General features: G+C 47.4%; 22 protein-coding genes. 8 read left to right on the top strand and 14 right to left on the bottom strand.

Annotated features, from left to right (window positions below):
* Positions 1-100 precede the first annotated feature (100 nt).
* The gene (locus ACXACM_RS01480) at positions 101-1,435 is read left to right on the top strand and encodes a magnesium transporter (RefSeq protein ID WP_474819298.1); all 1,335 of its coding nucleotides are present in this window, start codon (positions 101-103) and stop codon (positions 1,433-1,435) included.
* 80 nt (positions 1,436-1,515) lie between these two features.
* Positions 1,516-2,448: an EamA family transporter RarD gene (gene rarD, locus ACXACM_RS01475; protein ID WP_474819297.1), complete on the top strand. Its 933-nt coding sequence runs from the start codon at positions 1,516-1,518 to the stop codon at positions 2,446-2,448.
* Here the strand turns inward: rarD and ACXACM_RS01470 are convergent.
* Complete coding sequence (locus tag ACXACM_RS01470; RefSeq protein WP_474819296.1) at positions 2,424-3,668, bottom strand: GGDEF domain-containing response regulator; 1,245 nt, start codon at positions 3,666-3,668, stop codon at positions 2,424-2,426. The genes rarD and ACXACM_RS01470 overlap by 25 nt on opposite strands.
* Before the next feature lie 76 nt (positions 3,669-3,744).
* On the bottom strand, positions 3,745-5,916 hold the full coding sequence (gene uvrD / locus ACXACM_RS01465) for a DNA helicase II (RefSeq protein ID WP_474824184.1): 2,172 nt from the start codon (positions 5,914-5,916) through the stop codon (positions 3,745-3,747).
* Between the two features lie 280 nt (positions 5,917-6,196).
* On the opposite strand from uvrD, the gene ACXACM_RS01460 reads away from it, so the two are divergent.
* Complete coding sequence (locus ACXACM_RS01460; RefSeq protein WP_474819295.1) at positions 6,197-7,339, top strand: hypothetical protein; 1,143 nt, start codon at positions 6,197-6,199, stop codon at positions 7,337-7,339.
* A 65-nt stretch (positions 7,340-7,404) separates the two neighbouring features.
* On the opposite strand, the gene ACXACM_RS01455 is transcribed toward ACXACM_RS01460, so the two are convergent.
* The gene (locus tag ACXACM_RS01455; protein ID WP_474819294.1) at positions 7,405-7,596 is read right to left on the bottom strand and encodes a CsbD family protein; all 192 of its coding nucleotides are present in this window, start codon (positions 7,594-7,596) and stop codon (positions 7,405-7,407) included.
* Between the two features lie 393 nt (positions 7,597-7,989).
* Between ACXACM_RS01455 and cysE the strand changes: the two genes are divergently transcribed.
* The gene (gene cysE / locus ACXACM_RS01450) at positions 7,990-8,808 is read left to right on the top strand and encodes a serine O-acetyltransferase (protein ID WP_474819293.1); all 819 of its coding nucleotides are present in this window, start codon (positions 7,990-7,992) and stop codon (positions 8,806-8,808) included.
* A 69-nt stretch (positions 8,809-8,877) separates the two neighbouring features.
* Here cysE and ACXACM_RS01445 read toward each other — a convergent pair whose 3' ends face one another.
* From ACXACM_RS01445 to ACXACM_RS01410, 8 genes are read right to left on the bottom strand one after another with little or no spacing between them, the layout of a single operon-like run.
* Positions 8,878-9,597, bottom strand: coding sequence for an HAD-IA family hydrolase (locus tag ACXACM_RS01445; RefSeq protein WP_474819292.1), 720 nt, complete (start codon positions 9,595-9,597; stop codon positions 8,878-8,880).
* A gap of 22 nt (positions 9,598-9,619) precedes the next feature.
* Entirely contained in the window at positions 9,620-10,534 is a 915-nt protein-coding gene (gene xerC, locus ACXACM_RS01440) for a tyrosine recombinase XerC (protein ID WP_474819291.1), read from the bottom strand.
* Positions 10,534-11,232 (bottom strand): DUF484 family protein, encoded by a 699-nt coding sequence (locus tag ACXACM_RS01435; RefSeq protein WP_474819290.1) that lies wholly within the window; start codon positions 11,230-11,232, stop codon positions 10,534-10,536. The genes xerC and ACXACM_RS01435 overlap by 1 nt, the downstream gene beginning before the upstream one ends.
* The gene (dapF, locus tag ACXACM_RS01430) at positions 11,229-12,059 is read right to left on the bottom strand and encodes a diaminopimelate epimerase (RefSeq protein WP_474819289.1); all 831 of its coding nucleotides are present in this window, start codon (positions 12,057-12,059) and stop codon (positions 11,229-11,231) included. The genes ACXACM_RS01435 and dapF overlap by 4 nt, the downstream gene beginning before the upstream one ends.
* A 34-nt stretch (positions 12,060-12,093) precedes the next feature.
* Positions 12,094-13,344: a diaminopimelate decarboxylase gene (gene lysA / locus ACXACM_RS01425; protein WP_474819288.1), complete on the bottom strand. Its 1,251-nt coding sequence runs from the start codon at positions 13,342-13,344 to the stop codon at positions 12,094-12,096.
* Positions 13,344-13,499 carry an LPS translocon maturation chaperone LptM gene (gene lptM, locus ACXACM_RS01420; RefSeq protein WP_474819287.1) on the bottom strand — a complete coding sequence of 52 codons (156 nt, stop codon included), beginning with the start codon at positions 13,497-13,499 and terminating at the stop codon, positions 13,344-13,346. The genes lysA and lptM overlap by 1 nt, the downstream gene beginning before the upstream one ends.
* 51 nt (positions 13,500-13,550) lie before the next feature.
* Positions 13,551-14,618, bottom strand: a complete 1,068-nt coding sequence (locus tag ACXACM_RS01415; protein ID WP_474819286.1) for an MJ1255/VC2487 family glycosyltransferase — start codon at positions 14,616-14,618, stop codon at positions 13,551-13,553.
* A 1-nt stretch (position 14,619) separates the two neighbouring features.
* The gene (locus tag ACXACM_RS01410; protein ID WP_474819284.1) at positions 14,620-15,141 is read right to left on the bottom strand and encodes a phosphatase PAP2 family protein; all 522 of its coding nucleotides are present in this window, start codon (positions 15,139-15,141) and stop codon (positions 14,620-14,622) included.
* 217 nt (positions 15,142-15,358) lie between these two features.
* On the opposite strand from ACXACM_RS01410, the gene rraA reads away from it, so the two are divergent.
* On the top strand, positions 15,359-15,844 hold the full coding sequence (gene rraA, locus ACXACM_RS01405; RefSeq protein ID WP_474819283.1) for a ribonuclease E activity regulator RraA: 486 nt from the start codon (positions 15,359-15,361) through the stop codon (positions 15,842-15,844).
* An 18-nt stretch (positions 15,845-15,862) separates the two neighbouring features.
* Here the strand turns inward: rraA and ACXACM_RS01400 are convergent, their stop codons facing one another.
* Genes ACXACM_RS01400 through mpl form a run of 3 tightly spaced genes read right to left on the bottom strand, consistent with a single transcriptional unit; the run spans position 15,863 to position 18,679 of the window.
* The gene (locus ACXACM_RS01400; RefSeq protein ID WP_474819282.1) at positions 15,863-16,672 is read right to left on the bottom strand and encodes a S1/P1 nuclease; all 810 of its coding nucleotides are present in this window, start codon (positions 16,670-16,672) and stop codon (positions 15,863-15,865) included.
* Between the two features lie 14 nt (positions 16,673-16,686).
* Positions 16,687-17,307: a flavin prenyltransferase UbiX gene (locus ACXACM_RS01395; protein WP_474819280.1), complete on the bottom strand. Its 621-nt coding sequence runs from the start codon at positions 17,305-17,307 to the stop codon at positions 16,687-16,689.
* Positions 17,308-17,332: 25 nt separating this feature from the next.
* On the bottom strand, positions 17,333-18,679 hold the full coding sequence (gene mpl / locus ACXACM_RS01390) for a UDP-N-acetylmuramate:L-alanyl-gamma-D-glutamyl-meso-diaminopimelate ligase (RefSeq protein WP_474819279.1): 1,347 nt from the start codon (positions 18,677-18,679) through the stop codon (positions 17,333-17,335).
* A gap of 265 nt (positions 18,680-18,944) precedes the next feature.
* Between mpl and ACXACM_RS01385 the strand changes: the two genes are divergently transcribed.
* The 3 genes from ACXACM_RS01385 to ACXACM_RS01375 all read left to right on the top strand — a co-directional run bounded on the left by ACXACM_RS01385 (position 18,945) and on the right by ACXACM_RS01375 (position 22,560).
* Entirely contained in the window at positions 18,945-19,922 is a 978-nt protein-coding gene (locus ACXACM_RS01385; protein WP_474819278.1) for a class 1 fructose-bisphosphatase, read from the top strand.
* Positions 19,923-20,090: 168 nt separating this feature from the next.
* A complete protein-coding gene (gene ppa / locus ACXACM_RS01380) occupies positions 20,091-20,624 on the top strand; it encodes an inorganic diphosphatase (RefSeq protein ID WP_474819277.1) in 534 nt (177 codons plus the stop codon).
* Between the two features lie 847 nt (positions 20,625-21,471).
* Complete coding sequence (locus ACXACM_RS01375; RefSeq protein ID WP_474819275.1) at positions 21,472-22,560, top strand: methyl-accepting chemotaxis protein; 1,089 nt, start codon at positions 21,472-21,474, stop codon at positions 22,558-22,560.
* Positions 22,561-22,567: the final 7 nt, after the last annotated feature.

Below are 22,567 nucleotides of genomic sequence, written 5' to 3'. Positions count from 1 at the left end.
AGAGCGCACTATGATTAGGGTGATCACATTATCCTTGCCACAAGTACGTATCAGATAGTCAATCGTCAGGGTGTTCACCCTTTTTTCTTGGAGAAACCGCATGGCTGAACCATTACCCGATCTCATCGAAGAACTCGTTTCCGACTCGCAAAGCGACGAAGCAGCATTTCTTTCCACTTTGCTTAGTGAAGATGATGTCTCTATTGCCACCTTGCTTGAATCACTACCGGTGGACAACAGGATCTCAGCCTGGGAAAGTCTGCCTCGTGATCGCAAAATCGATGTGCTGGTGGAAATGCGAAGTGATCCCAGGGAAATTCTTATCGACGCCACGCCTGAGAACGAATGGACCTTGATGTTTGCAGACATTGAAGCGGAAGACCTCCTCGAGTTGATGGATTCCTTGCCATCAAGACTCATGGATTTGGCGCTGGCAGCCTTAGATACTCAGCAACAGGCATTTTTTCGCGAGGCGACCCAGTTTGCTGATAATGAAATTGGCCACTGGCTTAGCCACGAGCAGTTAGTACTGCCAATTAATGCCAAGGTGCGCGATGGCTTACGACTTATCAGGCGCGATGTGCCGGCCCATGCTGACACTATTTTTCTGGTCAACCGCTCAGGACAATTTTCTGCTGCCGTAAAGCTAACCCGAGTGTTTGGTGCACCAGAACACGTGCCTTTAGTTGAGTTGACGGTGGAAAACATGCCTGTTTTAAAAGGCAATGACGATACTACGTCTGCGTCACTCATGGTGCAGCGTTCAGGGTTTGCTTCCGTACCTGTGGTGGACGATAGCAATAAGTTGATTGGGCGGTTAGACGTTACCTCCGCCAGCGAACTTGTAAACGAAAACTATGAACGGCAGGTGATGGCATCTGCAGGTATGGACGAAGACGAGGATTTGTTTTCTCCGGTAGCAAAAAGTGCCCGCAATCGTGCGTTATGGTTAGGTATCAATTTGCTGACTGCTTTTTTAGCGTCCTGGTTCATCGGGCTGTTTGAGGGCACATTGCAGCAGGTTGTTGCCCTGGCTGTACTCATGCCAGTTGTTGCCAGTATGGGTGGAATCGCTGGCAGTCAGACTCTGACACTGATTGTTCGCGGTTTGGCATTGGGGCAGGTAACCAAAGCAAACTTCAGGGCACTAATGGTTAAAGAGTTAAAAGTTGGCGGCCTGAACGGCATCATTTGGGCCATTATCATTGGTGTGGTGGCGTCGTTCTGGTTTGCTGATGGAGCGCTGGGCGTTGTGATTTGCCTGGCTATATTAGTCAATATTGTATCTGCTGCCCTGGCGGGCGTATTTTTGCCTGTGATATTGGAAAAGTTAAAGATTGACCCAGCGCTTAGCGGGTCAGTGATCCTCACCACAGTTACTGATATTGTGGGCTTTGTGGCATTTCTGGGGTTGGGTACCATTTTTCTGCTGTAGACTGCTTGTCGCTTGCTATTGTGGAGCCCCGGCTCCACAATATCGTTCCTTTCCTACCAAATTTCACCACGGAGTTCGTTTTGACTAATGCTGCCGATCAGGCTGCACGTGCCACAAAAGTGGGGGTGCTCAGTGCCATAGCTGCTTATTCGATGTGGGGTGTTGCACCGGTATATTTTAAACAGCTACAAACCCTGCCCGCTATGGATGTATTGATGCACAGGGTGGTATGGTCAGCCGCAATTCTGCTGGTAATGGTGTTAGTGTTAAAGCAATGGCCAAAAGTGATAGCTGCAGTACGCAGTGTTCGGGTGATGAAAGTACTGTTTGTAGCAGGCTTATTACTGGGAGCCAATTGGTTGCTGTTTATATGGGCCGTTAACAACGACCATATTCTCGATGCGAGTTTGGGCTACTACATTAACCCGCTTATCAACGTGTTTTTCGGGCGTCTTTTTTTAGGCGAGAAGCTCAGGCCTTTACAACAAGCGGCTGTTGTTCTGGCGATAGTTGGTGTGGCTGTGTTGGTGGTGTCTTATGGTGAAGTCCCGTGGATTGCACTGGTTCTGGCCATAACCTTTAGTGTGTACGGGTTGCTTCGTAAGAAAGTTGCGGTGGATTCGCTACCAGGGTTATTCATCGAAACCGTCATGTTATTGCCGCTGGCTCTGGTTTATTGGGTAGGGTTTGCCAGTGAGCAAAGCAACATGTTCACCAATAGCCTGTCGCTTAACGGGCTCTTGTTGGCTGCGGGTGTTGTTACCACCGCGCCCCTATTGTGTTTTACTGCAGCGGCAAGGCGGATCATGTACTCCACGCTGGGCTTTTTTCAGTATATCGGCCCGTCAATCATGTTTGCGCTGGCTTTGTTTGTGTACAACGAAACAATGGAACAATACCGGTTCGTCACCTTTGGTTTTGTCTGGCTCGCGCTGGTGGTTTTCAGTGCTGATTCATTGCGGGCCTACCGCGGACAACGCAAGGTTCGTCAGTCTGTACGGGCGCAAACCTGATTGCGTCCTTGAGACTTTGCCTGATATAAAAGTTTATCTGCCTCGCTTAGCAGGTTGTCCAACGCCATATTTTCATTGCTCATAAGGCCAATGCTGGCAGTCACTTCCAGTAGTTTGTCTTTATAAAGCACGGGGCTGCATTCAAGTTGTTGGCGAAATGCCTCGATACGGCGCTCAGCGTCCACCTGGGGAATATCAGGCAAGTAAATGCAAAACTCTTCACCGCCGAAGCGCGCGACGGGTACATCGCCAAAAAGACTTTCAATAAGATCTGCCACCGTTTTCAGCACGGCATCTCCGGCATCATGGCCCCAGGTATCATTGATTTTCTTGAAATGATCAAGGTCGACAAGTGCCAGCGACTGAGGCCGGGGACGTTGACGATACCGGGTGGTAACGGTATAGAAGAAGTGACGGCGATTGGGCAGACCTGTGAGGTAATCTGAGTTTGCCACCCGTCTGATGGTTTCAACATTTTCCAGAAGTTCAAGGTTCTGCATTACCCTGACAAGAAACTCTTCGTGATAAAAAGGGGTTTGCAACACATCATTTGCGCCACTTTTTAAGAACGAAGCAGTGGCATTGCCTGATTGTTTTGACGTGATCCCCACAATGGCCAGTTCTTCTTTGGCGTAGGCCCGTCTTAGCTCCGCGGTAAAGTGAATGCCCTTATCATCGTCGAGGCTCTCATCTACCAAAAGCAATCGTATGTGCCCGTTTTCAGCCAGCATCTGTTGAGCTGCGTCTTGATCTTTCGCCTCGTAAACCAAAAAATTGTGACGACGTAACAAGGCAACCATATCTCTTCGGCGACTGCGTTTGTGATCAGCAACTAAAACGCCCAGGCTCTTATTTTTCTCAAGTCTGGCGAGTAAGCGACTCAAAAAGTCGTAAACCTGATGGTTCTCTTTAACCACATAATCGACGATATCCCGACTGAGAATACTCTCTCTAACGTCAGGTTCTGCAAGGTCGGTAACGACGATGGTTGGAATAAAAGCGTCTATTGTGAAATCAATGGCTTCTCCCCTGGGAGCATCGGGCAACGCATACGCCACCACGGCGCAGAGGTAATCTTCAGGCATAGACGCGGAGAAGCGAGCTTTTGCTTCGGTCAGAGAGCCGGCGCCCTCGGCCTGTAAACCCGCTTTAGCAACGAGTTTGGATACCACCTGCAGACTCTTGGAGCTGTTCTCTATAACCAGCACTTTTCGCTGCATGTTATGCCTCAAGTTACCATGGGAGAGAGCCGGAGTTATTCAGGCTTCTTTATCATTGTGGTTTTATCGGCAGCAATTATGCTGGCTGTAGTTTTGCATATGCAAGTACCAGCCATTTACTGCCAAATTCATCGAAGTTTACCTGAACCCGGGCGTGATCACCGGAACCTTCGTAGTTGAGTACAATACCTTCACCAAATTTGCGATGCAGCACTCTTTGTCCCAACTGAAACCCGGTTTGTTCAAAACTTTCGTGAGATGTTACCCGACTAAAACGATTATGCACAGGTCTGGATACTGTGGACTTTAGTCTCACTTCTTCGACGAACTCAGCGGGGATCTCGCGAATAAAGCGTGATGCAGTGTGGTATTTATCTTGACCGTACAGACGGCGACTCTCCGCATAAGTAATAAATAGCTTTTGCATTGCCCGGGTCATGCCCACGTAACACAGTCGTCGTTCTTCTTCCATTCTGCCAGGTTCGTCATTGGTCATTTGGCTTGGGAACATGCCTTCTTCTACACCAGCCATGAATACCAAGGGAAATTCCAACCCTTTAGCGGTGTGGATCGTCATCATTTGTACAGCATCCTGATTGGAATCGGCCTGGGTTTCTCCTGCCTCTAAGGAGGCATGGGCGAGAAATGCACTTAACGGCGTCATTTCATCGGCCTCTTCCGGCACAATAAACTGTTTACAGGCGGTGACAAGTTCCTCCAGGTTTTCCAATCGCGCCTGGGCTTTTTCGCCTTTTTCAGCCTGATACATAGCATACAAACCTGATTGACGGATGGCTTTATCGGCCTGTTCTTCAAGGGGCAGGTCGTTCACTGCCTGTTCGAGTTCGGTAATAAGCAAAATAAAGCTCTGCAGTGCATTTGCCGCTCGCCCTTTAAGTGCCCCTTCTGAAATCAGTAGGTTACTCGCCTGCCAAAGTGAGCAATTGTGTTGTCTGGCCGTTTCCCGGATAGAAGCCAGTGTTTTTTCTCCCATACCGCGACTGGGGGTATTCACAACGCGTTCATAAGCTGCGTCGTCGTGAGGATGATTGATCATACGAAGATAGCCAAGGGCGTCTTTAATTTCCTGACGCTCGAAGAATCGCAGGCCGCCATATATTCGATAGGCCAGTCCTTCGTGTAGTAAGGCTTCTTCCAGTACCCGCGATTGTGCGTTATTCCGGTATAAAATGGCGCTCTCGGTCAGAGTGTTACCCTGTTGCAGCCAGCTTTTAATTTGCGAAACAATAAACCGGGCCTCATCGAGTTCATTGAATCCGGCGTAAACAGAAACCGGTTCTCCCTCTGCGCCTTCGGTCCAAAGTTCCTTGCCCAAACGCCCACTGTTATTAGTGATAACTGCGTTTGCAGCATTCAAAATAGTGCTGGTAGAGCGATAGTTTTGTTCCAGTCTGATGGTTTCTGGCTGAGGAAAATCCTTGAGAAATTTATGAATGTTATCCACATTGGCACCACGCCACCCGTATATGGATTGATCGTCGTCGCCCACAATCATTATGTTGTTAGTGCCATTACTGCAAAGCATGCGTAACCAAGCGTACTGGATATTATTGGTGTCTTGAAATTCGTCTACCAGCACTGCCCTGAAGCGCTTTTGATAATGGGCCAAAATTTCTGGATTTTTGGCCCATAATTCATGTGCCCGCAATAGCAATTCAGCGAAATCCACTAGTCCTGAACGATCACAACTCTCCTGATAGGCTGCATATATATCGCGCATTTTTTGCTGAGTGTGGTCGTTATGTGTTTCGATGTGGTGAGGACGAAGGCCCTCGTCCTTGTTACCGTTGATGTACCATTGCACTTGTCTTGGGGGCCAGTGTTTTTCGTCCAAATTCATAGCTTTGAGAATGCGGCGAATTAACCGGTATTGATCATCAGAATCCAAAATTTGGAAATTTTCAGGTAAATTTGCTTCCCCATGGTGAGCGCGCAGCAACCGATGGGCTAAGCCGTGAAAGGTACCCATCCACATGGTGTGAAGACTACGCTTCATCAGGTGCTCGATACGGCCACGCATCTCTTTCGCCGCTTTGTTCGTAAAGGTTACAGCGAGAATAGAAAAAGGCGCTATGTTCTCCACTTCCATCAGCCACGCGATGCGATGAACCAGTACCCGGGTTTTACCACTTCCAGCACCGGCCAGAACCAGCATGTTAGACGGGCGAGCGGCTACCGCTTCCCGTTGTTTGTCGTTGAGGTCGTCGAGCAGTAAAGATACATCCATTGGCAGAGTCACCGGTTTCATTGTTTCAAAGCCACGCAAGTATGCCAGAACAGGCTGTTGATTTATACAGTGAGCACGTTATCGGGGCATGAGTTGTCTGTTTATTGAACTAAAGTATAAATGTGTGTTGGTCGTTACCGCGTTATGGTTCATGAATAAAGGTCGATGTAACGACTACCTCAGGTACACATCTAGCTATTTGACAACAGTTTATGTAAAGGAGGTATGTTTTCGTCGACACTCACATTTTGCTCGGCGGTCTTGAGCATAAGGCACAGTAATGAGCGTTGAATGTACTATCGATGACGACAATGAAAGTATTAGTCGTCTGATTATTGAGATTTACGATGCAGCCCTTGGTCGTCGTTGGGGAAATGTCCTTGAAAAGTGCAATGTACTTTTTCAATCTAATAAAGCGTTTCTAATATTAAGGGATGTATCCACCGAAACCATTCTCTCCTTTAAAATAAAATCCAATGTTTCTCTGCCGGAATCAGCAATTGATTACTATCTGAATAACTTCATGGCAGACCCCGTGTTCCAGTTGGTGGTTACAAAGTTGGAAGGGGAGTATGTTAATACTACGTATAAAGAAGCATCCTCTCAGACTTTTCACGACGACTTTCGTGAAAACGTAACGGACCCTGTGTCTTCAGATAAGACACTTGTAGGTGTGGTGCTGAAAGATGAAAACTATGAGGGTTTTTTCGGTGTCAGTCGTTCAGCGGGAGCCCCACCTTTTTCAGACCGCGAGATCAATTTACTTCAACAGTTAATGCCGCATTTAATAAGAGCATCGCGATTCTTTCGCGATGAAGAGTTATTTAATCGTGACAGAGATATTGCACAAAATGTGTACGAATATGTGCAGGCCCCTTTTGCTGTTTGCGACCGGCACTTGAATGTTCTGGCAGCCAATTCAGGCGCAAAATACTATCTTAAAGATAGCGACTGTATTCATCTCAAAGCTAATAAGCTGGTTCTCTCGACTCCCCGGGTTTACAACCAGCTAATTTCGTTGTTGAGTCGTGTTTATGAACATCCCCTTGAAACTGATGTTGAAAAGAATCTGGTTGCTGATGAAAATCTCACGGCAATTTTGATTATCAGAGTTAGTTTCTTATGCGCAAAAAACGATGTAAGAGGCGAAGAACCATTATTCTTTATTCGTTTCATTGTTAAACCTGCTCCGGATTGGAGAAGGGTCGAGAACAATTTTGAATTGAGTAAGCAGGAAACCCTCATTGCCCGTTTATTGTATAAAGAGGCTGACATGGAGGACATAGCTATAGCGCTTAATATTAATCAAGTGCAAGCGCAAAGTTGGGTGAGATCCTTGCTGGATAAAATGGTTGTTGCTGACGCCAGTGAGCTGTCGGAACTTGTAATGGCGTTTCCTTACAGGAATCCTTTGCCAGACTAGACAGAGTTACTACAAACAAAGCCGCGGGGAGGCGGCTTTGTAACACAGACGAATTCTGAAGGGGATCAGTTCATGTAAGAATCGACTTCTTTCTCTGCCTCTTCACGGCTTTTGCCGTAGGCTTGCTGAATTTTACCCACTAGTTCTTCACGACGTCCGTCAATTTTATCCAGATCGTCATCAGTGAGTTTACCCCATTGCTGTTGTACTTTGCCTTTAAGCTCTTTCCAGTTACCTTCAAAGCGATCACTGTTCATAATGTCCTCCTTTGTGAGTGACGTGAATAAGCCATAAAATCATGGCGCTACTACCGGGATAGAGATTCGAAACAGGTAGTAGCTTGGGTGAAGCAAAGGATATTCCAAATAGGTTTGGGTGTATTAAGTCTATGATCTTTCGATTATAATCTAGGGAGGTAAACAAAATGCCTGATCTGACAAAGGATACTTGGTGTAATAATTACAGTAAACTTTGAAAAGCAAACAGGGTCGGCTGGTCAGGTTTATGAATGTTCCTTATAAGTTATAAGGAAAACTCATTGCCACGTTGTTTAACGATAATGATAGGCTTTTGTCGACATGCCCTTGAATTCTACAACACCGTCGCTATTCTAAGGCCGCTCAGCGAAGACAAACACACAGGATCACTCCATGCACGCGCTTTCAACAAATAACGATTTCTGGTTGACCCTCAAACGGGAAGCTCAACAGATAGCCGAAAACGAACCGCTACTGGCCAGTTATCTTCACGCGTGTATTCTGACTCATCACAATTTTGAGTCTTCTCTAAGTTTCATTCTGTCTAACAAGATGGCAGATGACGTCATGCCGGCCCTTGCCATTCGAGAAGTCTTCGACGAAGCGTATTTGTTGGAACCGGGCATAACAGATGCTGCCGTCGCAGATATCCAGGCCGTGTTTAACCGTGATGCCGCGGTAAAGGACTACCTGACGCCCTTACTCTATTTTAAAGGCTTCCATGCCGTTCAGGTGCACAGGATGGCGCACTATTTGTGGCAACATGGCAGGGAACAGCTCGCATTGTTTCTGCAAAGCCGAAACTCAGAGACCTTCGGTGTAGATATTCACCCCGCCGCTAAACTGGGTAAAGGCGTCATGTTTGATCACGCAACGGGTATTGTTGTTGGTGAAACCGCAGTGATTGAAGACAATGTGTCAATACTGCAAAGTGTTACTTTGGGCGGAACCGGTAACGAATCTGGTGATCGTCACCCGAAAATTCGTCAGGGTGTTTTGATAGGTGCCGGGGCGAAAATACTGGGTAACATTGAAATTGGTGAAGGTGCTAAAGTTGGCGCGGGTAGTGTGGTACTCGACAGTGTTCCTCCTCACGTTACAGTGGTTGGAGTACCCGCAAAAGTCGTCGGTAGGCCAGGCTGCCAGCGCCCTTGTGATTCTATGCGTCAGAACGTATTGGAAGACAGCGCAATAAGCGACGATAACAATTAATTTTTCCCCGAGGCGTATTTTGACAGCACCAGGTGGTGGCACTTTGCGTCATGGGTGTAATGGCGCCTGCTAAGGTAGTAGGTGCAGTAAGTCACCCAGCGACTGCAAGCTTATGTGGGGAAGTACTGATACCCGCTCAGAACGAATATCCATGGGCCGGTTTACCGCTAGCCAAGCCGCTTGAAAGCCCGCGTCGATGGCGCCCATCACGTCTTTTTCCATGTTGTCCCCCACATGAAGAATACGCTGGGGAGGCAATGACAACATTTCACTGGCCTTGTTGAACATATCGTTTGCAGGTTTGGCTCTATAGGTCAGGCTAGCGTGTAAAAATCTCTGAAAGTAGGGCGTCATTCCGGTTCTTTCCGGGTCAACATTGCCATTGGTGATAGCGATAAGAGGAATTTTCTTCGATAGCTTGCTAAGTACATCATGGACGTCTGCATGCAGGGTAAAGTTACTTCTTGCGGTATAGAAACAATCAAAACATTCTTTAGCAGCTTGCTCCCGCTCCTGGTCGTCAGCAATATCGCCTTTAAGTGCGACGCGCAGGGTATGCATGCGAAGCTCTCCCATATCCGATGCTAGTCCTATATTTCCTTTAATCAGATCTCGCTTTATCTTAAGCCAGTGGGCTGGCGTCATCGCGGCCGTTTTTGAGAACCTGGATTTAATGTGATCACTTAGCGCGGTTTCCGCTTTCCGTATTATTGGTTCATTGTTGTAAAGGGTGTCGTCCAGGTCAAATGTCATGGCGTCGACAGAGGTAATAGGGCGGTAAAAACGCATAGTGTAATCCTGCTGTTAAGCGTTATTTCTTTCGGGCTCGGGGGTGTGCAGTATCATACACTTTGGCTAAGTGCTGAAAGTCGAGATGGGTATAAACTTGTGTAGTCGACAAGTTCGCATGCCCTAATAGCTCCTGCACAGCGCGTAAATCTCCACTTGATTCTAATACGTGAGTAGCGAAAGAATGGCGCAACTTGTGCGGATGTACAGTTTGATTGAGGTGCTGAGATTGGGCCAGGGTGTTGAGACGGTTGGCAACCTGACGATTGGAAATGCGGTTTCCCCTTTTACTGACGAATACAGCACGTTCGTAGGGTGAGGCAAATTGACCACGGATCTTCAACCATGCTTTGAGCGCTTTTTGTGCCGTACGGCCCAAGGGAAGAATACGCTGTTTATTCCCTTTACCAGTGACGCGTAGTGTACCGTCAGCCTGACAGTCGCTTAACGAAAGCCCGGTTAACTCGCTCAAACGCAGGCCGCAGCCATACAACAGCTCAGCCATGGCCATGTCACGGCATTCAATGCCAGCATCTTTGGGGTCAGACAACAGTTGTTGCATGTCATCCACACTGATTTGTTTCGGTAAAGGGCGACCCTGCTTAGGTGCTTGAATTCCGTCAACCGGGTTACTGAAGAGTTGATGTTGATCTATCAGGTACTGGCAAAATGTACGTAGCGCTGACAACTTCAGGGCGATAGAACGGGGGTGTTTTCCTTCTCGATTGGCAGTAGCTAAGACTCGCTTAACGTCAATGGGGGTGAGTCCTGACCAGTCGGTAAGTGCTAACAAACAACCGATATCGCTCAGTTGTCTGCGATAGTTTGAAATAGTGTGATGTGACAACCCTCGTTCTACGTCGAGGTGGAGCAGAAATTTGTCGAGCCAGAACTTACATTCCGCAGACAGTTGGGGCTTTTCAGCCAAACCGCTCATCAGTATTCCAGCAGCCCTGGCATGGTAATGTTGAGTACTTCCTGCAACTGCTTAAGCAATAGCGTATCCATGTCCGGAGTAAAGTGCCCGGCGTCGTCTGAGCCAACGGCGAGAATACCCAAATCCTGCTCATCGCCCAAGAGTATAAGGGCTACAGATTCTGCGGTTTCATGTCCAAATAATACCTGGCGTTCGTGCTGGCTTAAGCGGCCAAAAAAGAAGGTGTCGGTTTTAAAGCGCTTTTCAATGATTAATCGGCGCTGAAGTTCCTGCAGAGCGTGGGGGCCCTTAAACAAATGTAATACTACGGAGTGAAGTGAGAGTCGCTCTTGTAAAACTGATTCCAGCTTGTACTGTATTTCAGAAACCGATTTGCAACGCAGCAGCTCGACGTTTAAATCTGTATAAACGCGGTAGATTTTCTCGTTCTGCTTGGCCACGCCAATAAGCTGATTGAGCTTGTAGTTTAAGTGACGTACTTTCTTACGTAGTTGTTCACTTTGCTTTTCTACAAGAGAAACGGCACCTTTCTCTTCATGGGGAATTTCGAGCCGTTCGAGAATATCCGGGTTTTCAGCGAAAAATGCAGGGTTCTTTAATAAAAACGCCCTAACTTCTTCTGCAGAGAGGCCAAATGCTTCATCATAACTGGGCTCAAGGGCCACGGTTTTCTTTGACTGGCCGGTAACTTCACTCATAGGTTAATCTGTCCGTCGTAAATGTGCTCGGCTGGCCCGGTCATTTTTAATGCCGAATCACCGCCTTGCCAGCGAATACGTAAACTGCCGCCGGGTAAATCTACCCTGACTTCCTTTTCAAGCTTGCCCTGAATTTGCCCTACGGCTACTGCAGCACAAGCACCGCTGCCACATGCAAGGGTTTCACCTGCACCGCGTTCGAAAACTCGCAATCGAATATGAGTGGGAGAAACAATTTGCATAAAACCCACATTGACTCCTTCCGGAAAACGCTCATGGCGCTCCAGTAGCGGACCAATAACAGGCACGTCAGCCTCATCGACGTTGTCGACTTCCATAACGCAATGGGGGTTTCCCATGGAGGCTGCGCCTAGAAACAAGGTGTGCTCTTCCACACGAAAGATATAGGTTTTCTCTTGTTTATTGGCAACGAGAGGCACGTTAGCGGGTTCGAACTCAGGTACACCCATATTTACGGTAACCTGGCCATCCTTTTCGAGGTACAGCACCATTTTTCCAGCTTTGGTACTGACCTTAATTTTGTTGCGGTTGATTAACCCTTTCATTCTCACAAAACGGGCAAAACAACGGGCTCCGTTGCCACATTGGGAAACTTCAGAGCCGTCTGCGTTAAAGATGCGATAGTGGAAATCCTGCTCGGGATCATAAGGGGGCTCTACAACCAGAAGCTGGTCGAAACCTATGCCAAAATGCCGATCAGCGAGTTGCTTGATCTTATCTTTTGAGAAGAAAACGTTTTGGGTGACGTTGTCTATGACGACAAAGTCATTGCCCAAACCGTGCATTTTGGAAAACTGAACCTGCATTTAGCACACATCTTATTATTTGAATATCTCTAGTTTACGTAAGTTTGTGCTCACCTTTCCAGAGATCTTTTTGTTTTTCTCTTTCCCGAACTACAACTACGCTTTCACCATCTACCATTAACTCGGGCGGACGGCAGCGACTGTTGTAGTTCGAAGCCATAACAAAACCATAGGCGCCAGCACTGCGAACCGCCAGTAAATCACCAGGTTTTATTGCCAGTTCGCGATCTTTTCCAAGAAAATCTCCTGTTTCACAAACAGGGCCTACCACGTCATAAATACGCTTAGGCGCATCAGATTTTTCTTCGACACGAACTATCTTCTGCCATGCAGAATACAACGAAGGACGCAACATGTCATTCATTGCCGCATCGACAATGGCAAAGTGTTTCTCATCACCCTCTTTAACAAACTCAACCTCAGTGACAAGCAAACCCGCATTCGCAGCAATGGCGCGGCCTGGCTCCATAATAAGTTTCATGTCTTCACGACCGGTCATGTGTTCTACCATGGCTGCGGCATATTCCCGTGGATGGGGAGGGGTTTCGTCATTGTACGTTACTCCCAAACCGCCACCCACATCAAGGTGAGAAATGGTGATACCTTTTTCAGCCAACTCATCAATAAGAGCAAGGAGGCGCTTTAGCGCATCTACGAAAGGTTCGATAGATGTGAGCTGAGAGCCGATGTGACAATCCATTCCCTTGACCTCAAGGTTGGGTAAACTGGCTGCCAAAGTGTAAGTTGCTACTGCTCGCTCTCTGGGGATCCCGAATTTGTTAGCTTTCAGGCCAGTGGAGATATACGGGTGTGTTTTGGCATCGACATCTGGATTAATACGCAGCGAAACCGGTGCTTTTACACCCATTTCTTTGGCCACGGCGTTGATTCGCTCCAGTTCAGGTTCAGATTCCACATTAAAGCACATGATGCCTTGTTCTAACGCGTAGCGGATTTCATCACGTTTTTTACCCACGCCGGAAAATACCACTTTACTGGCGTCACCGCCGGCTTCCAACACTCTTGCCAGCTCTCCGGCAGAGACAATGTCAAAACCCGAGCCCATTTTTGCCAGTACGCTTAGCACGCCCAGATTAGAGTTGGCTTTTACCGCATAGCAAATCAGGTGTGGATGACTGCCTAGGGCGTCGTCAAAAGCGCGCCAATGGCGTTCGAGTGTGGCGCGGGAATAAATATAAGCTGGTGTACCATGTTGTTGGGCAATACTTGCTACAGATACGTCCTCTGCGTGAAGCACGCCATCACGGTAGGCGAAAAAATCCATTATTGAGTGTCTCCGGGAGTAGTTGCGGGTTGCTCGGATGTATCTTGGTTTTGTTCGGACTCGTCGGGAAGGTATAACGCCCCCCGATAGCCGCAGGCAGACAGGCTGCTGATAAAAACAACTAAACACACGATGAGAAAGGGCTTTTTACGCACAGCGAACCCGCATAGACAGACTAAAATTGCTGCTATGATGGCATTGCCGTTCTAAATTGCAAGTGCCATTAAGCGTTCCCGGGTTCTGTCGCCGTACTGCACCTGTTCCCACAACGCATCGCACAATGAGCGGGTGTCGTTGAGGTTGCCTTGTTTTAGCCAGTCTATAAGCACAGTAGGGTCGTCAGGGAAGTGTATAGCCTCATTTGCGGGCGCATCCAACCACTCTTCTACGATATCTGTGTCGAGTTGAAACAGGGTATGGCATAACCCCATTCTATCGAGTGTTAAAACATTGGAAAGTTGTTCGAACTGCCCATGAAGGGGTTTTATGAGCAATTTCTTGCCCAGGTGCAGGGCTTCACTGGATAACTCAAAGCCACCGTTAGCAATCACACCGCTGCAGTGTTGGAGCGCATGTTGAAACCCCTTTTTTGAAGGTGGATGCCATGATAGATGGCCATGCTCAAAGGGCTCGCTGATATCCGGGTGATAGCAAACAAAGCGTTGGTCGCTCAACGGCTCCAGCAGTTGACGGATTTGGTCGACGTTTTCAAAGGGCAAATAAACCAGCACGTGAGCATTGCTAGGAGAAGGCGCGGGCTTGTCAGCGACGAAAGGCGGCACGATGGGCTGGTCGAAGTGATACCAGTGAACACCTAATTGTACCTGTGTCGGAGCAAAATATTTCAGGATCAAGGCATTGATAAAGGTGTCGCCGGACTTGGGAACAGGATAAGTGAAACACGCCTGATGGCTGATGGAAATAGACGGCACGTTAGCCCGCTTGGCTGCCCACGCGGTTACTGGCTCAAAATCGTTAATGAGCAGGTCGTATTCAGAGACGTCGAGCTTTTTTACATCCCTGAAAAAACGTCCAATTCGGTTTTCTCTTAGGGTTGCCAGGTTATCAACACGCCCGTTGCGGGTAATAAATGTAAGACCCGAAAAGGTACGATAGTTGCCGAACACGTCCATATCGAAGTATTTGTCGCTTTCCCGACCAGAGAATACGAAATCTACCTGAAAATCGTCGCGATGCTGAAAGGCTGCTGCCATTATGCGTGCACGGGCAATGTGACCGTTTCCGGTCCCCTGTACACCGTAAAGAACTTTCATACTACCCCAGAATAGATAAACTCAGTGAAGCGATGGTGAGACCGAGTAAAGTACCGGCAATAACATCTGTTGGATAATGCACGCCGAGTAAAATACGGGACAGGCCTATAAGGGCAGCCCAACTGTAAGCGAGCAATGCAAACGGTGGATAAAAATGTGCAACCATGCTGGCCATAAGCCATGCCGCTGCTGTGTGTCCTGACGGTAGGCTGAACTTGTCAGAGGGCGTAACATGGGCGGTAAAGTTGCTCAGCAGGTCGCATGGGCGCGGGCGTTTAAACATCTTTTTCAGGATCACATACACTGGCAATTCCAATGCGTAAGCCATTAATGATGTATACAGAAAAAGCTCACCGTGTTCAGGCTCAAATGCCCATAACAACATGCCAATGACAAAGTACAGATAGCCATCACCGGTTTTTGATAACCAGATGATACCTGTGCAGTTGCGTTTCTGGGTTAAATTGTAAAGCCAAAAAAAGAGATTTGTATCGGCTTTGGTCAAGGATTTAAGATTCAGCATTGCCTTGGCCCCATGGCTACTCGTTAGCGTATAAGCTATTAGAGCAGTGTGACCACCCAGTGACAGAAAAAAGAAACCTTTGTTACAAAAAAGCAGAATTAGTTTTTATTTGCAATGACACTCCGGTGTATGTATTTCGCTGTTGGAATAGTGCTATGCTAGCGAAGTAGCATGTCACTACATTCAATGGCAATTATGCAGCAAAAAAGGCACATGTATGGACTATAACACTTCTGAATTATGTGATTTATTCACAGACAGCGTTGACGTAGTTGACCCTATTTTTGTGAGTTACGGTGGTCGGTACTCCTTCGGCGGTGAAATTACCACGATTAAGTGCTACGAAGACCGTGGTTTGATAGACCGTGTGCTTGCTCAGCCAGGTGTGGGAAAGGTACTGTTGATTGATGGTGGTGGTTCTACCCGTCGTGCCCTTATTGATGCAGCTTCTGCGCAGCTTGCTATCGATAACGACTGGGAAGGTATCGTGTGTTTCGGCAGTGTACGGGAAGTTGATACGCTGGCTGATTTTGACATCGGTGTTTTTGCAGTAGCTTCCATACCCGTTAATGCTGAATCAGAAAGTGTCGGTGAAGTAGACATACCTGTTAACTTTGGGGGCGTGACTTTCTTGCCTGAAGATCATCTGTACGCCGACAGCACGGGCGTTATTTTGTCACCCGAGCCGCTGGATGTAGATTAAGCCACGGCCGCAGTGTGGCTACTCTGCGGCAGAAGCAAAAACTTTATTGAGATAAGCTGCAATGCGAATGCCTGCTTGTTGTAAGCGCTTCTTGGCGATGGGCAGATTGTCGTACACATAGTCATAAGACATATTGTTGGCGTCTTCCGGGTAAATGGTATCGCGTATTTCCGTTGATTCAGCTATCCATTCTTCCGGTGTTGCAGTACTCCAGGTTTCAATATCTTTAGCGGTGATTTTTCTGTCTAACCAACGTGTCCATTCGGTGTAAGACAGCTTTTTGCCATCAAGCATTTTTGAATCCCACACAGTATGCAGGTTACTGTCTTCCCAGAAAAAACGCACTTTAACATCGTTTCCACCCCGGTCTGTGCCGTTGCCCGCGTGTAACGGCTGATGCAGATCGCCAATGATATGCACGATGAAACGCAACGCTAACTGTTTGTCTTCCCGACTGGCTTTCTTGCTTTTAAGGGTAGCGGTATAAGCTTTCAAAGCAGTATAGGCATCACCCTGTTCTGGCGCTCCCACTTCGTGATAGTGCTTGTTTTTCGGCACGGTAACGTAATGCCACGGGGGAGTAGTTTTGCGCCAGTATTCGCTGGGGTTTGAGCGCATTTCATCGGCATAAGTCGAAGCTTCGGCCAGAGATTCGTTCGGCAGCAGTCGCGCAATTGCGGCTTTTGCTGCTGGCGTTAAGTGGTTTTCAGCAATGGCGCCGGTAACACGGTGACCAGTTTGGCCCCAGCCCAGAGCCGGTAAGCTAGTGAGCGAACCTGCGGTAAGACAAAACGCAAGAGCTACAGCGCGTTTGACAGAAGCGTGCATGTAAATTCCTTTTATTATTTTGAAATAGGTTGATAGCCCCAACGCATCATTAGCGTCTGGTCGATACCCACGTGATCGAGTATGCGGGCGACGACAAAGTCAACCAAATCGCTGATGTGTTCGGGATTGTGATAAAAGCCTGGTGATGCCGGCATGATTGTCGCACCCATTTGTGACAGTTTTAACATGTTTTCCAAATGAATAGAGGACAGAGGCATTTCCCGTGTTACAAGAATGAGCTGGCCGCGCTCTTTTAATACCACATCGGCGGCACGCTCAATAAGGTTGTCACTTGCACCGATGGCCACCGCAGATAGCGTGCCGGTGGAGCAGGGGCAAATTACCATCTGTTTGGGTGCAGCTGACCCTGACGCCACCGGAGAGAACCATTCTTCTTTTCCGCAAACCCTGATTTGGTTAGGTCTGGCTGAGAACCGTTCGCTGAAAAATGCGCTGGCAGCATCCGGACTAGCGGGAATTTTAAGATTTTCTTCGGTAGCGAAAACGACTTTCGCTGCTGAAGAAATCAACACAAAGACATCGTAATCGGCCTTCACCAGCACTTCCAGAAGCCGCAGTGCATAAGGAGCGCCTGAAGCGCCTGTAATCGCTAACGTGATTTGCTTTCTCGACATCGCTTTATTCCATGTGGTTGTTCAGTTATGGCTGAAGTACATCGAGTACGCGTTGATGAATACCTTCAAACCCGCCGTTACTCATTATCAGAATGTGATCACCTGGCCTGGCTGTGTTTTTTACGGTCTTTACGATACTTTCCACATCGTGAAAACACCTGGCTGGCGTCACGCTGGTTTTAACTGCTTCAGCTAAAGACCAATCCATACCTGCGGGCTCAAATACCAGTACTTCATCTGCCTGTTGCCAGCTGTTGACCAATGTGTGTTGGTGTACACCCATTTTCATAGTATTTGAACGGGGTTCTAAAATAGCGATAATACGCGCATTGCGCACTTTTTTTCGCAGCCCTTTTAGTGTTGTTGCAATAGCGGTTGGGTGGTGAGCAAAGTCGTCATACACCGTGATGTTGTTGACAATTCCCTTGCGTTCCATCCGGCGTTTTACATTCTTGAAAGAGCACAAACCCGCTATGGCATCTGCAGTGGTGACGCCAGCATGGTGAGCTGCCGCAATTGCCATCAAAGCGTTGTTGACATTGTGTTGTCCCATTAGGTCCCAGGTAACTGTACCGGTTTTCTCACCTTTATAAAGCACATCAAATTCACTGCCATCGGCAGCAATTAAACTCGCCTGCCAGTCTGTCCCCAAATATTGTTGTTCTGACCAGCAACCTCTATGCAGCGTGTCTTCCATGGCTTTGTCGTCTTTTGGTGAGACGATAAGTCCGTTTTCAGGTACCGTTCTGATGAGGTGGTGAAACTGAGTTTGAATGGCAGCTAAATCAGGGAAAATATCAGCATGATCGTATTCAAGGTTGTTCAACACCAGCGTGCGTGGGCGGTAATGCACAAACTTAGAACGCTTATCGAAAAATGCGCTGTCGTACTCATCCGCTTCAATAACAAAGAACGGACTTTCTCCAACTCGTGCTGAAATTCCGAAGTTTTCAGGAATACCGCCAATCAGAAACCCCGGCGCTAGCCCCGCCGATTCTAAAATCCAGGCTACCATGCTGGACGTTGTGGTTTTGCCGTGGGTACCGGCAACACCAATAACCCAGCGTGAAGTGAGCAGGTTGTCGAGCAACCACTGTGGTCCGCTGGTGTAGGGCAAGTTTCTGTTAAGCACATATTCTACCGCTGGATTTCCTCTCGACATGGCGTTTCCGATAATCACCATGTCGGGTGCTGGTTCAAACTGTGAAGTGTCGTAACCTTCCGTAAGGGTAATACCCAGCGCTTCCAATTGCGTGCTCATTGGGGGATAAACGTTGCGGTCGGAGCCGGTGACAGTGTGGCCCAACGATTTGGCGATAGCGGCAATTCCACCCATGAAACTGCCGCAAATCCCGAGAATGTGTACGTGCATAAATATCCTGTGTTCTGTTAAGGCGGCTACTTTAGCAGAAGTGCCCCCATGGGTGCCAATACCTGAATCAAGCATTTCCCTGAAGGCTATTCGCGGTTACAATTGATTTGTCGCTTAAATAAACGCACCCGTGGTCGAGTCAGTACAGTCTCTTCATCGGTTTATAATAAACGGCAAGCGACAAGAGTTCAGTTCAACTTTGGCAGGAAAGCATAAAAAGCACTGAACGCTCACCCTACACATATAAAAAAGGCTATTGCACACAATGAAACGTTTAAATTCGCAGTTACAAAAAGACGGGGCCCCGCTGGAGCTCATTTTATTGATCAGAACCCTCCTTGCTGGTTGTAAAGAAATTTCCTTCCGTGTAAGCCAGGGGGCACTAGCTGGCGTACTTGGGTCAACCCTCAGTGAAAACGTACAGGGCGAAACGCAAAAGAAACTGGATGTTATCTCGAATCAAATTCTAAAAGATACACTGAAAGAATCCGGCTATGTGAAAGCTATCTCTTCGGAAGAAGAAGACACCGTGGTACCTTGCAATCCGGAAGGTAATTACCTGGTAAGCTTTGACCCACTTGATGGCTCGTCGAACACTGAAATCAATAGCTTAATTGGTACTATATTTTCTATCGCTCATGCGCCCCAATGGATGGACGCTGACGACCCATCCGCATTTCTGCAACCCGGTACACAGATGGTAGCGGCCGGATATGTGTTGTACGGCCCCTCTACCATGCTCGCAATGACAACCGGAAAGGGCACCCACATTTATACCTTGGATAAAACACACGGTGGTTTCCTGCTCACTCATCCGAACATTCAGGTGCCGGAGCAAACGTCAGAATTTGCTATTAACGCGTCTAACCAGCGCCACTGGGAAGCTCCGATGAAAGCCTACGTGGGCGATCTGCTCGCTGGAGCTGACGGCCCGAGAGAAAAGAACTTCAATATGCGTTGGGTAGCTGCCATGGTGGGCGATATTCACCGCGTATTGTGTCGCGGCGGCATTTTCATGTATCCCTACGACAATCGCAACCCCTCAAAAGCGGGTAAGTTGCGCTTGTTATATGAGGCAAACCCGATGGCGTTCCTGATGGAGCAAGCCGGCGGCCTGGCTAATACCGGGCAAGGGCGTATTATGGAAGTGATGCCAACAGAAATTCACCAGCGTGTACCTGTGTTACTAGGCTCGAAAGAAGAAGTTGAAACCTGCCTGACTTACTACGCTGACGCACAATAACGAGGTGTTAACGGCAGATATCTTAAAACGCATTTAAGACAAGGGTCTTAATCGGTTTTTATTTTGTCGTACTCGCCGTATACTTATGCGCAATTTTTGCGGGAAAGCCCGAAATTCGGGTTTTTCCGTTCAACGTTTCATTGTTTAAAATAACCAAAGGATTATTTCATGAGCCTGAACTCCGTTCCTGCTGGCAAAGATATGCCAGAAGTAGTGAATGTTATCATCGAAATTCCAGCCCACGCTGACCCAGTAAAGTACGAAGTAGACAAAGAGACCGGCGCAATGTTTGTCGATCGCTTCATGGCTACATGCATGCATTACCCGGTTAACTACGGCTATGTGAATAACACCTTATCTGAAGATGGAGACCCGGTTGACGTACTGGTAATGACACCTTTCCCTATTTTGAGTGGTTCTGTGATTAAGTGTCGTCCTGTTGGCGTACTCAACATGACCGACGAATCAGGTAAAGATGCAAAAGTACTGGCCGTGCCCGTAGATAAGCTGTCTACCATTTATCGCGATGTTAAAGACATAAACGATGTGCCGGAATTACTGAAGCAACAAATCGAGCATTTCTTCTCTCACTATAAAGACTTGGAACCTGGTAAATGGGTGAAAATCGACGGTTGGGCAGACGCAGCAGCGGCCAAAGAAGAAATCGTATCAAGCGCGAAGCGTTACGAAGCAGGTGAGTAAAACCCCACTGATTTTATGAAAAAGGCCTGCGGGCCTTTTTTTGTACCCGCCACTTCAAATCGAGCTTGTCAGTGGGCCAAAAGCCCGGTCTTCAGTGCCAAGACCACGACAAATAAAAGGCAGTGAAAAAAAAGATGTCCACAAGTCATACTTTCGTGGTATGGGCTGAGATCCTTTGTCATGAAAATGATCGCCAGTAGCGGGTTTGCGATCGAATTTATGGATGACATTAGTGACATTCGTGAATTTTCATATCACATGTTGCGGTGAAACATCGCAAGTCTAACACGTGTTTATATTCTGTATCTGTGTTGACAACAGCAAAAATTAGAAGCGGTTTTATTTGTACATTACAATGCGATTGCGGTCGCCAGGCCTTATAAAATGGGATGTTTAAGATCCACACTCCCATTTCTTAGTCAAGAGCGAATTTACTTTTTAAGAATTATTTTTTCTTTATTGAAGGCATTATCAATTCAATGTAGTGGTTTTACTTTTGTACAAAATTGTTTTCAATTAACTGGTCTGTGCTGTTGGGATCTCCTTAGTTCATTAGATCGGATCATATTGTGAAAAACTGAGTGTCTATAACCATTTCAGCGATCTATTCACAAGAACTTCTACACTTCATGCACAAAGTTATCCACAGCTTGCCCAGCATCTTCAGTAGTTTTAATTTACAGCCGTGTTATTGTTTTTACCTTAGTGGCCGATAAGTACTTTATTACTATACTATGTGGCGGAGTGGCGTGTTGAGCGAACCCAGCACCAGGTTTTACGCCACCCCTACCAAACTTCACTTTGAAAAAAGCAATAGTGATTTAAATAGACATCATTGAGGACATTCATGTTTGCACTTAAATCTTCACTAACAGCGTTACAAAACGAAAATAAAAATCTAATAAAAGATAACAGAGCGCTGGAAGCGCAGGTGCAGGAACTCGAGCAGCAACTGTTAGCTGCAGAGAGGAGCGCCGGTGAGGCAGATGCAGCAAAAGAGAGTTCCTACGGTGGCGTCACCTATTCCATGCTTGACGCAATGCAACAGGTGGCCGGCATTCGTGAAACGGTATTGCACTCATTTACCAGTATAAATGAAGAAAAGGAACACATTGGTGATGTGACAAGCCTGTTCAACGAAAGTGCGACTACGCTAAGTACTATTTTAAAAGACATGGATTTGCTCAATAGCCAGATGAGCCAAATGAGTGAACGTATCTCAGGGTTGTCTGATACCGCTGATAACATCAATAAGTTTGTAACAACCATTACCAGTATTTCCGATCAAACAAACCTGCTGGCCTTGAATGCTGCCATCGAAGCTGCGCGGGCTGGTGACGCCGGTCGCGGCTTTAGCGTGGTGGCTGACGAAGTGCGGGCATTAGCAAACGAAACGAATAAATCAGCCAGTGAAGTTGCAGAACTTGTACAAGGAATTATTCAGTCAACCCGTGCTGCAGTTGGTGTAGTGAGTGGCTTACAAGACAATAACGAGCAGTTGTCTTCCGGCATAAGCGGTTTGAATGCTAATTACGAGAAAATGGTGACTTATTCCAATAGCATGAAAGACACCATTAACGACGCTTCCCTGCAAACCTTTCTGCAAACCGTGAAACTCGACCATGTAGTTTGGAAAAGCGACGTTTATGCAGTAATGTGTGGTAAGAGCAGTAAGCACCCCTCCGATTTTGCTGATCACACACACTGCCGGTTAGGTCAGTGGTATCGAGAAAATGGGCATAGTGAAATAGGCCGTACAGACGCATTTCAGCGTTTGGATAAACCTCACGCTGAAGTCCACAGAACTGGCGTTCAGGCATTGCAAGCTGCTGCGCAAGGCAATGAACAAGAAGCTGAGCGTTTACTGCAGGCAATGGAACATGCCAGTGGTGAAGTGTTAACTTTACTTGATAGAATAGCCGAACAAGCCCGTTAGTGAGTGT

Source organism: Alteromonas sp. AWQ4_252 (assembly GCF_056158205.1).
Note: the sequence above shows the minus strand (reverse complement) of the source record. Positions and strands in the feature narration are given on the sequence as shown.